Below are 13822 nucleotides of genomic sequence, written 5' to 3'. Positions count from 1 at the left end.
GATGGGGATGTTGAGCCCGCAATGGGGGATGCAGAAGCCTGGGGAGCAAAGATTGCAAAATCGCTTTAACTTTTTGAGCGGGGTGGGTTTTCCTCAGCCTACCCCGCATTCTTAAAATTTTGAGTTATGGATGCAAGGACAGTTGGGCTGTTATCTACTGTTCAAGATGAGAGAGAGATAAGATATTTAGCCTGGCATATTGTGAATTGTATTGCTGCTACAGTTGCAGGAGTGAAGCCGGCTACAATTATAAATCTAAAGAAAGGAAGAAACAGAGTCTTTGATCTCTGGAATGAATTTGGCGGTGTTCTTTTCAACGGCAGTCGTATTTCTTATTGTGAATTTAAAAAGGATAGTCATAGTGTAGTTCTTTTTTTCTATTTAAGACGAGTGTTGTGTGAGCTTTTTAAGGTTGAAAGGACAAGGAAATTTTTTAGTGCTCTTGGATACGAAACCGATCAAGGTATTGAAAATATATTACTTCATCTTAAAAAGAGATATAATTCAAACTTATTTCCTCACGAGATGGGGGTATTTTTAGGTATTCCACTAAAGGATGTTGAGGCGTTTATGGGATTAAAAACTCTCTCTTATGTGAAAACTTCTATGTGGAAAATGTATGGTAAAGCCGAAGAGTCCCTTAAGGTTGAGTGGAGATATAAGCAAGGTAAAAGAATGATAAAAAAAAGGCTTTTTATGGGAGGGGATCCAGTTAGGATAATCAATCGGGAGTGCTGGTTATCTTGTCTTTTATCATCTAAAATTCAAGATTGAGGCCTGTTGCCAACCAGTCATTGTAAATAAAGTGATTAATCTTTCCTAATTGACAAATTAGAATTTTCCGATGGAGCGAAAAGTCAAAAGAAAAGAATTTTAGCCTCAGGATTGCCACTGGATTTCTTCTGAATTCACCCTGTGTAATATCCTAACGACCCCCCTTCCTTTCCCCCCCGTGTAATATCCTAACGAAGAAATTCAATCGTGGAATATTACACAGGGGGAATATAGGGGGAAGTACTACACGGGGTCTTTATCATAGTAATCCAGAAGCTAAAAATATCTTAATCTGTAGTAATCCTAACAATCCCGAGGCTGAAATTATCTATTGAAAATGAATTGACAATAGCGGCAAAGATTACCACAATAGGCATAAAAACAGTATGAAAAAGATTAAAAATGTGGCAAAATTACTGGATAGAAATCCAGAATAATTGAGGGAAGAATTATAGAACAATTAGTTTATCAATTGGAAGTAACTTTAAAAGATATCAGACCTCTAATATGGAGAAGGTTTCTGGTGCCAGCCAACATTACTTTCTACAAATTACACCAGGTGCTTCAAATCGTCATGGGATGGGGTGGCTATCATCTCTTTGGTTTTTATATAGACAAAAACATACTTATAAGTATTCCTGACCCTACTGCACCTTTCTTTAAGTGCCTGAATGCCAAAAGAAAAAAGCTGAATGAATATTTTGAGAAAGAAGGGGATAAAATTCGCTATCTTTACGATTTTGGAGATAGTTGGGAACATGAGATAAAACTGAAAAAAATTCTCTCTGTTGACCAAAGAATGAAACATCCTGTATGTATTAAAGGCGAAAGGGGCTGTCCTCCGGAAGATTGCGGCGGGACTGGTGGATATGAAGATTTGTTAGAAATAATTATGGATCCAGAACATGAAGAATATGAAGAAAAAACATGTTGGCTTGGAGACAATTTTGACACGGAGGGATTTGACATAGATGTCATAAACGCAATACTAAAAAAGGTAAAGTTCAGATAATGGTCAAATCGGATGGGGAAATTATGGCTCAGCTTCCCTTGCCTTCCAATTCGATCACTTCAAGGTTGATAAGTTTGGAAATTTATCCATTGCTATTTTCCATAATTTTTATTCTTCTTCAGACAACCCATATACTTTATCTTTTCAAGAAAATACAGTTGTCTATTTTACCAGTCATCTTCAAGATTTAAAGATTGGCTTTGCTATTCTTTTTTCAGCTTTCAGTGCCTGGTCCCGTTATTCATTATTTCTTGCAAAATACTTCCTCTATCATCTATTTATAAAAAGATGTCCGTTCCCCCCTTTTATTAGCATCGTTACCTATCCTTTTCTAATGTGGGGATAGCATTCCACAACACCCTGATACTGTTAGTGTTACAAATGCAATACTAATAATCTTCTAATAAATTACTGCTAAATTACTTAATACCCATTTAGGTTTTTTATACGTGCCAATATTTTCAATTAACTTATCGATATGAGCCATCTCGTAAAGTAAATTATGTATTTTCCCTTTCTTTTGCTTCTCTGTCAGCATATCGGATAATTTGCTCCATAGCAAATCGTCTATCTCCTTCCTATTCGCTGAACCAAACTTTTTTATTAATTCAACAACCATTTTTTTATAATATTCTTTATCAAAGGCACGATGTTTGATATAGCGTGCTTTATCTCCGGTTATCGCTGCTACCTTAGAAACAACAAATATTGAGGGATAACGTCTTTCTACCAACCTTTGTTTTTTAATTTTTTATACTCTTTCCTATCCAATTTTTCTTTCTTTTGTACCTTATCAAGAGATATAATAGTTTTAATATCCAAATCTGTATTTTCCATAAGCAGTTTCGTATAATTCTCATCAATTACCTTTCCAATAATCTTTACTGACACCTCATCAGGATTATCCAATTTATACGTAGGTAGTGGAAAAAATCTGTTTCTTTGCAGAAGGAACATTTTTTTGATACCGCCTCCTATTGTATCTATCATATTCAAATTAACCATTGCTGTTATCAAAAATTGATTACGGTAATATTTCTGGGGAGCATCCTGTTCTATAACCGATTCCACACTCCCGGGAATAAAACTACCGGCATTGGTAAAAATGTTAAAGTGTTTCGGAGACAAAAAATAGTATCTAATAAGAATACACTTCAGAGACATTTAGTTAATATCTAACACGTAATCCGAATTGCCTCATGTTTATTTGGATTTGTCCTTTTCTATATTTCTTGTTGCCACAATATCTACATTCAGGTGCAAAACATTTTTGATAATAATATCCCCCAATTTTATCGGTGCTTTCAGTTGAATTTTTTTAATTTTATTCATTACATCAAAGATTTTATTCTTTGGTATGACACTACTTGTCTTTACAGAAACTGTTTCATATCTTTTGCCACCCTGAACGGGAATGGAGGTGGAAATACAGCGAGTGGGGTTTTCTATTTCGTCTTTTGCATATTTAATACCTCTTTCACAGAGGTTACCTCCAACCGAAAACACCCTGCCTTTTTGTATTTCAACCTCTAACTCACATCCTATGGGACATAAAGTGCAAACAATCTTCTTTTTCATTCTATTTCCAGATAGATATCGGACTTAATCTCTGTTTCTAATTTAATCTGAATCAACTCCGAAGGGAGTAATCTAATAAATTTCTTTTTTACCAATATATTATTTTCTCTGTCCTTGATAATTAAAACAACATTTTTGGCAGGTTTTTTGATGCGAAATGAGACAATAATCGGTTCTTTATTTTCTACGATATAACTTGGCAATGCATATTTGATTTTCTCACAAAAATTTATTTTATATCTGTTATATCTTTTTTGTTTGGATTTTATATATCTCGCTGCAAAGTATCCTGCTCTTTTTGCCTCTGAACTGGCATAATCTGCGAGGTCGTGAATTTGCAAAACATTTCCACAGGAAAAAATTCCCTCTATATTTGTCTGCAATTCGGAATTTACAACTGCTCCACCGGTAAGATCGCTTATCTTTACCCCTGCTTTCTTAGAAAGCTCATTTTCAGGGATTAAACCTACAGATAATAGTAACGTATCACATTTTACAAATTTTTCCGTATTTGCTATAGGTTTTAAATCTTTATCCACTTTTCCTATGTTGACACCCTCAATTCTCTCTTTACCAAAAATTTCTGTAACGGTGGAAGACAGAAACAGAGGAATATTATAATCATTCAAACATTGTTGTATATTTCTTTCCAAGCCTGCAGGATAGGGCATAATCTCATAAACCCCTACGATATTCATTCCCTCCAGGGTTAATCTTCTTGCCATTATCAACCCTATATCTCCTGAACCCAAAATTACTATATCATCATTTCCTATCTTCAGATTCTGTAAATTTACCAGGTTTTGTGCAGTCCCTGCGGTGTATATGCCTGCTGGTCTTGTTCCTGAAATTTGAATATTAAATCTTGTTCTTTCTCTACAACCCATCGCCAGAATAACTGCTTTTGCTTTAATCAATTTATGTCCTGTTCTGTGAATGAATTCTAATTCTTTAGATTTTGTCAAATTTATTACCATTGCATCCGTTAAATAGGAAATATTTAAGGCTTTCAATTCATCTATTTGTTTTTGTGCATATTCTGGACCGGTTAAGTTTTCTTTAAACAGGTGCAATCCAAATCCATCATGAATACATTGGTTTAGTATTCCACCTAAACAAGGTTCTCTTTCTAATAGTAAAATGTTATCTATTCCATTCTCTTTCGCAGAGATAGCGGCAGAAAGTCCTGCCGGCCCTCCCCCGATTACAACTAAATCTACAAATCTATCGTATTTCACTCTTTTATCTTTCCAAAAAAGAGATTTGAGTTATTTTCATTTTTTAAGATCTCCTTTTCTTTAATTCCGTATTCTTTTCTTAAAATTTTGATTATTCTCGGCATGCAAAAACCACCCTGACATCTGCCCATTCCTGCTCTGCATCTTCTTTTAATTCCATCCATTGTTTTTATTTCCAATGGATTGTTAATTGCATTTAAGAGTTCACCTTTAGTAATGGTCTCACATCTGCAAATGATTTCACCAAAATCAGGATTCTTTTTTATCAACTCTTTCTTTTCTTCAACGGACAAAGATTGAAAATTAGGCTTTTCGGGATTGTAGGCATCAAATTGTTCATTTTTATTTAAATTTTCTTTATTTCCAATTATATTCAACACTAAGTTTGCAATGGCAGGAGCGGCGGCTAACCCCGGTGATTCAATACCGATTATATTTATGAGTTTGGGAACAGTTTTACTCTCTTCTATTACAAAATCTCTAAAATCTCTTTTTGTTTTGGTGCGAATCAATTTTGGTCTTATGCCAGAATAGGTGCGAATGATGGAAAGTCTTTTCAATTCAGGAACCATTTTAAAGGCATTTTCTTTCATTCCATCTAAAAATTGTTTGGTATTTTCCAGTCCATAGTCATCTATAAATTCAGCAGAAGGTCCAATGAGAATGTTACCATCGGTGGTAGGAGTAATATGAACGCCTAAGCTGGCACCATCTTTTGGTGGAATAGGGTAAATCATCCTATTTATGATCTTCTCATTATCTTTGTCTGTAACTAAATATTCTCCTCTACAGGGAAAAATTTTGTAGCTCTTATCACCGGCAAGGCATGATATTTTGTCTGAAAAAAGTCCTGCCGCATTGATGAGCCATCTCGAATGGAAGGTGTTTTTTTTGGTCTGAACAAAAAATTCCTTATCTTTCCATATCTTTATTACTTCATGATTTAAGAAAAACTCTACACCGTTTTTTAGAGCATTTTCCGCCAAGGCAATGGTAAATAGATAAGGAGAGATTATTCCTGTTTCCTTTGAGAATAAGGCATATTTAGCTTTAACCTTTGGCTCAATATGTGAGATTTGTTTTTCTGTGATAATTTCCAATCCAATACATCCGTTTTTATCACCGTTTTCTTTCAACCTTTTTAACTCTTTCAGGCCGTATTTATCGTTGGATATTACCAGCTTACCGATTTTTTTATAGGGAAAGTTGAGTTCAGCTGCAAGTTTTGGAATTAGAAAAGAACCTTCAACATTTGTTTTAGCCTTTAAAGTTCCATAAGGTACATAAAATCCTGCATGAACAACGCCGCTATTGCCTTTACTGATGCCTTCCGAAACATCTGTATTTTTTTCTAAGACCCCTACTTTTAACTTATATTTGGATAATTCTCGCCCGCAGGCGCAGCCGACGACGCCCGCTCCAATAATTATTGCATCGTAAGGGTTTTTACACACAACACTATTGTATATTTACCAGTTTTTTAAATCAAGTTGAGTTAGATCAGCTTTTTTCTTTCTAGAACCCAGAGCATACCTAAGACCCTGATGTCCACTTCTGTATCCTGGGGAAGATTTAATAAAAAATCATCTATCTTTTCAGTTGGGATTTTCAAAACTTTAATCTTTTCTGTGTTTTCTGTCTTTTGTTTTCCTGCAAACTCTACAACTGGTGCAAAAAAATAAGTAGCTTTAGTGGCAGTTAAAGCCGGGCATAATGGCACGGAGATAATGGGAATGAGTTTTTCTGCCCTGTAGCCTGTTTCTTCTAAAAGTTCCCTTTTGGCGGCTTCCTCTTTGGTTTCACCTTTTTTGTCGGTGAGACCAGCGGGAAATTGGATAATGAAAGATTCCAGAGGAACTCTCCAATTTTTCTCCAATATTATCTCTCTGTTTTTTGTTAAAGCAACAATTACTACCGCTCCTTCACCATATATATTCTTTCTTTCTACTGTTTCCCAAACATGTTGTTTTCCTTGACCTGTCTTAAAATATTTGTTTACCATTTTCAAATATTTTCCTTCATATACTATCTTTTTCTCTATGGCTTCCATTTTTATCAACTCCTTTTTATTTGTTGTTATAGAGTGATATAAGGGTAACTGTCCATTCTTTTCTCTATAATAATTAACACCTTTCAGGAAATATTCAGCAGGATTTGAAGGTTTCCTTTTTTCAGTAGCTTTGATTATCTTTTCCAAATCACCAAGTTTGTGAGGCGGATTGATAACCTTTTTGAGTATCTTTTTGGGTATACCCCATTCAATCAAGGTTTCTTGAAGGCGTTTTCTCCTTGTATTATAGGTTTCCTTTCGCATAATATATATTTTAGCACATATGGAAAACATCTGTAAAATATGCTATAAATTTCATCTAATAAAAGAATAGGGAGGAATTCCATGCTTATTTCTATTGGACACAGCCCTGATGCAGACGATGCATTTATGTTCTATGCTTTAAGCCAGCGTAAAATAAAGGTAGATTTTGCATATACAGAGATATTAGACGATATTCAAACTTTGAATGAAATGGCGTTGAGAAGAGTTTTGGATGTATCTGCTATTTCTTTAGCGGTTTATCCATTGATAAACAAGGATTATGTCATTATGCGTTCGGGAGCAAGTATGGGCATGGGATATGGCCCTATTATAGTGGCAAAGAAAAACAATTTTAAAATGAGAACTATTGCCATTCCCGGAAAATTCACCTCTGCCTTTCTTGCCTTACGCATGTTTTTAGACAAAGATGTAAGTTTTGTCTTCTGCCCATTTGATAAGATTATGGAAAAGGTTCTATCGGACGAGGCAGATGCGGGTTTGGTTATACATGAAGGGCAGATTACATATAAAGAGTTGGGTCTAAATAAGTTTGTCGATTTAGGCGAATGGTGGTATGACAAATACGGGTTACCCTTGCCATTGGGGGTAAACGTAATGAGAAAAATGGATAGAAAGATAATGAGTGAAATTTCATACGCTATGAGAAGTAGTTTGGATTATGCATTTGGACATAAAAAAGAAGCTTTGAGATATGCCATGAAGTTTTCATCTGGTTTGGAGGAAGATAAGGTGGAAAAATTTGTGGATATGTATGTAAATGATCTTACAATAGATTTAGGCGCAACCGGGCATAAAGCATGCCAGTTTTTCCTGGATGAGGCATACAAAAATGAGCTTATAGATAAAAGTATATCTATAGAAACCGTTTAAAGAGAGCGAATAATTTTATAATCTGTAGTTCTTAGTGCAGGTTTAAACCCTGCATCTTTTATAATATGAGCTACCTGTTCTGTGCTGGTATGATCGCTGAATCCTGCTGCTTTCATCACATTTTCTTCCAACAGCATGCTGCCAAAGTCATCTGCTCCGAAAAATAATGCCGTTTGTCTTACATCGTTTCCTTGAGATGCAGAAGCCTGAATGTGAGGAAAATTATCCAGATAAATACGGGAGAAGGAAAGAATTCTTAAGTATTCACAGGCTGTAGCGGGGCGTTTAACTTCTTTAGATAAAGGGGTTGGCCCCAACTTGAAATCCCACATGATGAATGCGGTAAAACCATCTGTTTCATCCTGCAATTTTCTCAAACCATCCATATGTTCTATTATGTCTTCTTCTTTTTCTATGTGCCCGAACATCATAGTAGCCGTCGTTTTAAATCCTAAAAGATGTGCTTGTCTTGATATTTCCAACCATCTATCTGCGGAAATTTTATGTGGACTGATGATTTTTCTTACTCTTTCCGAAAGTATCTCTGCCCCGCCACCTGGTATTGTATTAAGACCTCTTTTCTTTAAGTCTATCAGCACCTTTTCAATGGATTTATCGCTTTTTCTGCTCATTAGATCAATCTCTGGCGGTGAAAAGGCGTGAATATGGATATCTGGTATAGAAACCAGTGTTCCTATTAAATTTAGATAGTAGGAATAAGGAAGACTTTCGTTTAATCCACCTTGTAACAAAACAGTGTTTACTCCATTTTGCCTTGCTTCCATAACCTTTTTCTTCAACTCGTCAACGGACAATGTATATCCGTCTCTCTCGTTTTTAAAGAATGCACAGAATGAGCATTTTGAGTGACAGATATTGGTATAGTTCAGGTTTGTATCCATAATAAAGGTGACAATATGAGGAGCGTTTTTTTTCATTCTTATATTGTGAGCCAGTTCTCCCATTACCAGCAGGTCCCCTTTTTTTAGCAAAAACATTCCTTCTTCTTTATTTATTCTTTCTCCTTTTTCTATTTTTTTGTAAATATCATCTATATTCATGGTATAAGGCATCTCTTTCTATAGGTATGAAACCCGATTTTTTAATGAGATTTCTTATGGTATCTTCCTCCAATCCCCAGGGAGATGTTGCGCCGGCGGCATGAGTTATCCTTTCCTTATGAATTGTGCCGTCCATATCATCTGCCCCAAAGTTTAGAGCAATTTGGGAAACTTGAGGAGAAAGCATTATCCAATAAGCTTTAATGTGTGGAAAGTTGTTTAGTATTATACGAGATAAAGCGATAATTTTTAGTTCTTTTAATGCCGTTGCCTTTTTTATTTTACCTTCGAATATTGTGTTCCAGGGATGGAAAGGTAGAGGGATAAAACACAGGAAACCGCCTGTTTCAACCTGTAAATCCCTCAATTTAAACAGATGTTCAACGATTTCCTGTTCTGTTTCTATATGACCAAATAATATAGTGGCGTTGGTAGGAATATTCATTCTGTGCGCAATTCTATGTATCTCTGACCACTGTTTGTATCCAATCTTATTGGGAAAGAGTATCTTTCTTACCCTTTCTGAAAAGATCTCCGCACCCCCTCCGGGCATACTATCTAATCCTGCAGCTTTTAACTTTTTCAAAATCTGTTCAAATGTCATATTATAGAGATTTGCAAAGTGGGCGATTTCTACCGCCGTAAAAGCCTTTATTTGAACATAGGAAAAATTCTTTTTAATGCTTTTAAGCATATCTGTATAATAGGAAAAGGGTAGATTGGGATGTAGTCCTCCTACAATATGCACCTCTTTTAAGTTTTTTCCTGCTGAAGCAATATCTTCAAGGATTTCTTTATGCTTAAGTACATAACTGCCTTCATCCCCTGCATCTTTACTGTAAGCACAGAACCTGCACCGGGATATACATATATTGGTGTAGTTTATATGCTTGTTGATCACATAATATACCTTTTTCTGAGACTTTTTAAGTTTTATAAACCTTGCCAAAAATGCTACTTCTAAGGGAAAAGGGGAATGTAAAATGTGTAATGCTTCTTGTTTGTTGATATTTTCATTATTTTTTATCTTTTCAAATAGAAAAGAAAGTTTTCTGTCCTGAAACTGCAACTATTTTTCCTTCAATAATGGGAATAATATAACATCTCTGATGGAAGGTTGATTGGTTAAAATCATTACCAATCTGTCTACACCAATGCCTTCACCGGCAGTGGGAGGAAGACCATATTCTAAGGCTCTTATATAATCTTCGTCCATTATTTCTTCTTTTTTCATCTCTTTTTCTTTGACTTGCATTAGAAACCTGTCTTTTTGGTCAATGGGGTCGTTTAATTCAGAAAAGGCGTTAGCTATCTCTGTGCTTCCTATATATAGTTCAAATCTATCTACGATATTGGGATCTTGTTTATTCCTCTTCGCTAAAGGAGATATATCAACAGGATAATCCATAACAAATGTGGGATTTATGAGTTGTGGTTCTACTGTTGCATCGAAGATATGCTCCAATATTTTTCCTATGCCCATTTCTTTACTCACTGATTTTCCTAAATCTCGTGCCATTTTGTATGCTTTTTCTTTATCTTTTATTATTTCTTCGTCAACATTTCCTATGTTTCTTAATGCTTCATAAAATTTTATTCTTTTCCAGGGACTAGAAAAATCAATGGTATGTTCACCATAGATTATTTTTTTATCTAAATTCAGTTGTTTTAAAAGAAAATCAAATAATTCCTCTGTGAAATCCATTAAATGTTCATAGTTATGATAGGCTGCATAAAATTCTAACATCGTGAATTCCGGATTATGTTTTATGTCTATTCCTTCATTGCGGAAATTCCTGTTCAACTCATATACATTTCCCAGACCACCTACTACCAATCTTTTTAAGAAAAGCTCTGGTGCTATACGCATATAAAGATTCATATTCAATGCATTGTGATGAGTTGTAAAAGGACGAGCAGAAGCTCCACCAATTATGTTTTGCATCATCGGTGTTTCTACTTCTATGAATCCTTTTTCATCCATAAATCTTCTTAACAGACTCAATATCTTTGCTCTGGTTTTTACTACTTCTCTTGTCTCTTGATTGACGATTAAATCTACATATCGTTCCCTGTAACGCAGTTCTTTATCTTTCAGCCCGTGCCATTTTTCTGGCAACGGTCTCAACGATTTGGTAAGCAGATGCATTTTCTCCACAAATATCGTTATCTCTTGTGTTCTTGTCTTGAAAATGTAGCCTTCTGTGCCGACAATATCGCCGATATCCAATTTTTTTATAAGAGCAAAAATTTCATTATCTATTGCTCCTTTTTGTATATAGATTTGAATTTTCCCCGATGCATCCTGAATATGCATAAAACAGATTTTGCCAAAACTTCTTATGCTAATAATTCTTCCTGCAATACTTACTCTATTTTTTCCTTCAAGCAAGGTATCGCCATCAGATGGTTTAAATTTTTCTATAATATCTTTAGCACAGTGTTGAGGGTGAAACCCATCACTATAAAATGGATGACCCTTAACTTCTTTTAATTTCTGCATTCTCAGCTCGATAAATTTATTTTCCATCTTTATACCTCAAGTTTTCTTCAATGAATTTTTCTATTTCCCCGTTTAGAACAGCATCTACCTTTGTGTTCGTCACTGTTAACTTTGTTCTGTGATCTTTAACCATCTTGTAGGGCTGCAAAACATAGGATCTTATCTGACTGCCCCATTCTATATTCTTTTTTTGTTTGGAAACCTCTTTTTTTTCCTCTTCTTTTTTCTCAATTTCTCTTTGATACAACTTGGCTTTCAGTATACGCATAGCGGTACTCTTATTTTTGTATTGCGACCTTTCGTTCTGACAGGTAACTACAATGCCGGTGGGATTGTGTGTTATGCGTATTGCAGAATCTGTTTTGTTTACATGTTGTCCACCATGGCCAGATGCTCTGAATGTGTCTATACGCAAGTCACTTTCTTTTATGTTGATTTTCACATTATCTTCCACCTCTGGAATAACAGATACAGAAGCAAAAGAGGTATGTCTTTTCTTGGAGGCATCAAAAGGTGAAATTCTTACCAACCTGTGTACGCCGCATTCACCTTTTAAATAACCGTAGGCATAAAGTCCTTTCACTATGAATATGATATATTTGAAGCCTGCTTCTTCTATTAGTTTGTCCACTATGTCTGTTTTAAAATCATTTTTTTCTGCCCACATAGAATACATTCTAAAAAGCATGCCTGTCCAGTCGCATGCTTCCAGTCCTCCAGCGCCTGCGTGTATAGTAACTATGGCATTTCTTTTGTCGTCTCTTCCTCCTAACAAAAATTCTTTTGATTTTTTCTCCATATCCTGTTCTATCTTCTTCAACTCATCTTCTATTTCTTTTACTATGGATTCATCTTTTTCATCACAGGAAATTTTATACATCTCTTCTAAATTGTTTATATCTTTTTGCCATTTTCCTATAATTTCCAATTTCCTGAGAATAGATGCTCTCTCTTTTTCTAATTCCTGGATTTCGTTCCAATCTTTATTGTCGGATAATGCTTTTTCTATTTCTGCCAATCTTTCCCTATTGTTATCTTCCTCAAAGATAGCCTCTCAAATAAGTAAGATTTTGTTTTACAGTAGCAAACATACTATCACCCCTTTTTATAAATGTGGATTTGCAAATTAGCTGATTTCAAACAGCATTTTTAATCTTTTTCTCACATTGAGAATTTCTTTATCTGTTAATCTGCCTATCTTTCTAAATATATCACTTCTTTTTAATGTGGCAAGTTTTGATAATCGGGCGTAAGAATGCAGGAGAAGACCTTGTTTCATCCAGTTTTTTAGCTCCATTTCGAATTTTGTTTCGTGTTTTTGACCCGTTATGCGGGCTACAAGAACATCTTCATCGCCTATATCTGCAATGATTAATGCTGGTCTTCTTATCGTTTTGTTTAAATCTGTGAAGGGGAAAGCTACAATAACAATATCACCTAATGTATAATCCATCGTATATTCCATCATCCCTTGAATAGCCGTCGATAAACCTTGAGAAGGTGGCGCTTCTCCATTCTGTGTCACTATTGTCAATAAATCTGATGCTTGTGCAATCTAAACAAGAGAAGGAGGAAATATCCGTTGCCCAATGAATGGTTGTGCTTTCATCTAAATGAAATTCGATAACAATAGTATAAGGCTTTTCCATAAATCACGCTCCATAGATTTTTTTGCCCGTATGCAGTGCAACTATGCCAAAAGTTAGCAATTTATAATAAACATCCTCAAACCCAACTGCTTTCATTGTTTGTTTCAAATGCTCCCCGTCCGGGAAAGCCGTTATGGAAGTAGGTAAATATAAGTAAGCGTTTTTATGCCCTGAGATTGCTTTCCCGATAAGCGGCAAGATATATTGACTATAGTAAAAATAGACATCTCTGAATATAGGAATTGTAGGATGACTAAACTCTAAGATTATTGCCATGCCTTTCTTGCGCAACACCCTAAGCATTTCAAACAATGCACGTACCCGATCCTGGGCATTTCTTAATCCAAAAGCAATAACGGCTGAATCAAAAAAAGATGAACGAAAAGGCAAGTATTCCATGGAAGCTTGTACAAATTCTATTTGATTTTCAAGTTGAGCGTCTCTTACCTTTTTTTGAGCGAGAGTCAGCATCTCTCCACTAATATCCAATCCTATTATGTGAAGATTCTTATCTCTTCTCGCTATTTCAATAGCCATATCCCCTGTGCCAGCGGCTAAATCTAAAATGCGTTTTCCTCTCACTTGATGAGCCGTTTTTTTTCTCCATAACCTGTCTATGTTGAAGCTCAGAAGGTGATTTAGCAAATCGTATCTGTATGCAATGGAAGAGAACATATGTTGCACTTTTTTTCTTTTTTTGTCAGCTCGCATCTCTTGAGATTTTTAACATTCATTGCCTAATACTGTCAAGCTTAATCTCTCTGAAATTAAGCTTGCAAATACAAGGTGTTCGTCAGGCTTA

At 35.3% G+C, this 13822-nt stretch carries 13 protein-coding genes and 1 pseudogene; 3 read left to right on the top strand and 11 right to left on the bottom strand.

The window, feature by feature from the left end:
- The first annotated feature begins 126 nt into the window (after window positions 1–126).
- On the top strand, window positions 127–774 hold the full coding sequence (locus tag J7J10_04045) for a DUF3793 family protein (protein ID MCD6130100.1): 648 nt from the start codon (window positions 127–129) through the stop codon (window positions 772–774).
- A 472-nt stretch (window positions 775–1246) separates the two neighbouring features.
- Complete coding sequence (locus J7J10_04040; protein MCD6130099.1) at window positions 1247–1786, top strand: plasmid pRiA4b ORF-3 family protein; 540 nt, start codon at window positions 1247–1249, stop codon at window positions 1784–1786.
- A 400-nt stretch (window positions 1787–2186) separates the two neighbouring features.
- Here the strand turns inward: J7J10_04040 and J7J10_04035 are convergent.
- The 5 genes and pseudogenes from J7J10_04035 to J7J10_04015 form a co-directional block, all read right to left on the bottom strand.
- A pseudogene (locus J7J10_04035) lies at window positions 2187–2950 on the bottom strand (hypothetical protein).
- Window positions 2951–2989: 39 nt separating this feature from the next.
- Window positions 2990–3364 carry a DUF1667 domain-containing protein gene (locus J7J10_04030; protein ID MCD6130098.1) on the bottom strand — a complete coding sequence of 125 codons (375 nt, stop codon included), beginning with the start codon at window positions 3362–3364 and terminating at the stop codon, window positions 2990–2992.
- The gene (locus tag J7J10_04025; GenBank protein MCD6130097.1) at window positions 3361–4602 is read right to left on the bottom strand and encodes an FAD-dependent oxidoreductase; all 1242 of its coding nucleotides are present in this window, start codon (window positions 4600–4602) and stop codon (window positions 3361–3363) included. The genes J7J10_04030 and J7J10_04025 overlap by 4 nt, the downstream gene beginning before the upstream one ends.
- Window positions 4599–6056 carry an NAD(P)/FAD-dependent oxidoreductase gene (locus tag J7J10_04020; protein ID MCD6130096.1) on the bottom strand — a complete coding sequence of 486 codons (1458 nt, stop codon included), beginning with the start codon at window positions 6054–6056 and terminating at the stop codon, window positions 4599–4601. Before J7J10_04020 ends, J7J10_04025 begins: the two co-directional genes overlap by 4 nt.
- A gap of 41 nt (window positions 6057–6097) precedes the next feature.
- On the bottom strand, window positions 6098–6916 hold the full coding sequence (locus J7J10_04015; protein MCD6130095.1) for an NUDIX hydrolase: 819 nt from the start codon (window positions 6914–6916) through the stop codon (window positions 6098–6100).
- 81 nt (window positions 6917–6997) lie between these two features.
- Between J7J10_04015 and J7J10_04010 the strand changes: the two genes are divergently transcribed.
- Window positions 6998–7807, top strand: coding sequence for an ABC transporter substrate-binding protein (locus J7J10_04010; GenBank protein ID MCD6130094.1), 810 nt, complete (start codon window positions 6998–7000; stop codon window positions 7805–7807).
- On the opposite strand, the gene mqnC is transcribed toward J7J10_04010, so the two are convergent.
- The 6 genes from mqnC to ubiE form a co-directional block, all read right to left on the bottom strand.
- Window positions 7804–8868 carry a dehypoxanthine futalosine cyclase gene (gene mqnC, locus J7J10_04005; protein MCD6130093.1) on the bottom strand — a complete coding sequence of 355 codons (1065 nt, stop codon included), beginning with the start codon at window positions 8866–8868 and terminating at the stop codon, window positions 7804–7806. The two genes, J7J10_04010 and mqnC, sit on opposite strands and share 4 nt — an antisense overlap.
- Window positions 8855–9937, bottom strand: coding sequence for an aminofutalosine synthase MqnE (gene mqnE, locus J7J10_04000; protein MCD6130092.1), 1083 nt, complete (start codon window positions 9935–9937; stop codon window positions 8855–8857). Before mqnE ends, mqnC begins: the two co-directional genes overlap by 14 nt.
- The gene (gene lysS, locus J7J10_03995) at window positions 9938–11398 is read right to left on the bottom strand and encodes a lysine--tRNA ligase (GenBank protein MCD6130091.1); all 1461 of its coding nucleotides are present in this window, start codon (window positions 11396–11398) and stop codon (window positions 9938–9940) included.
- Entirely contained in the window at window positions 11388–12419 is a 1032-nt protein-coding gene (prfB, locus tag J7J10_03990) for a peptide chain release factor 2 (GenBank protein ID MCD6130090.1), read from the bottom strand. The genes lysS and prfB overlap by 11 nt, the downstream gene beginning before the upstream one ends.
- A gap of 78 nt (window positions 12420–12497) precedes the next feature.
- Entirely contained in the window at window positions 12498–12896 is a 399-nt protein-coding gene (locus J7J10_03985; protein MCD6130089.1) for a type II toxin-antitoxin system PemK/MazF family toxin, read from the bottom strand.
- Window positions 12897–13023: 127 nt separating this feature from the next.
- Window positions 13024–13695 carry a bifunctional demethylmenaquinone methyltransferase/2-methoxy-6-polyprenyl-1,4-benzoquinol methylase UbiE gene (gene ubiE / locus J7J10_03980; GenBank protein MCD6130088.1) on the bottom strand — a complete coding sequence of 224 codons (672 nt, stop codon included), beginning with the start codon at window positions 13693–13695 and terminating at the stop codon, window positions 13024–13026.
- Between the last annotated feature and the right edge of the window lie 127 nt (window positions 13696–13822).

The organism is Deltaproteobacteria bacterium (genome assembly GCA_021159305.1).
GTDB lineage: Bacteria > Campylobacterota_A > Desulfurellia > JAGGSF01 > JAGGSF01 > JAGGSF01.
Note: the sequence above shows the minus strand (reverse complement) of the source record. Positions and strands in the feature narration are given on the sequence as shown.

Bases quoted from the DNA above. Each gene is read 5' to 3' on its own strand.
- J7J10_04045 (MCD6130100.1), top strand. From the start codon at position 127: ATGGATGCAAGGACAGTTGGGCTGTTATCTACTGTTCAAGATGAGAGA.
- J7J10_04030 (MCD6130098.1), bottom strand. From the start codon at position 3,364: ATGAAAAAGAAGATTGTTTGCACTTTATGTCCCATAGGATGTGAGTTA.
- J7J10_04015 (MCD6130095.1), bottom strand. From the start codon at position 6,916: ATGCGAAAGGAAACCTATAATACAAGGAGAAAACGCCTTCAAGAAACC.
- J7J10_04010 (MCD6130094.1), top strand. From the start codon at position 6,998: ATGCTTATTTCTATTGGACACAGCCCTGATGCAGACGATGCATTTATG.
- mqnC (MCD6130093.1), bottom strand. From the start codon at position 8,868: ATGAATATAGATGATATTTACAAAAAAATAGAAAAAGGAGAAAGAATA.
- lysS (MCD6130091.1), bottom strand. From the start codon at position 11,398: ATGGAAAATAAATTTATCGAGCTGAGAATGCAGAAATTAAAAGAAGTT.
- ubiE (MCD6130088.1), bottom strand. From the start codon at position 13,695: ATGTTCTCTTCCATTGCATACAGATACGATTTGCTAAATCACCTTCTG.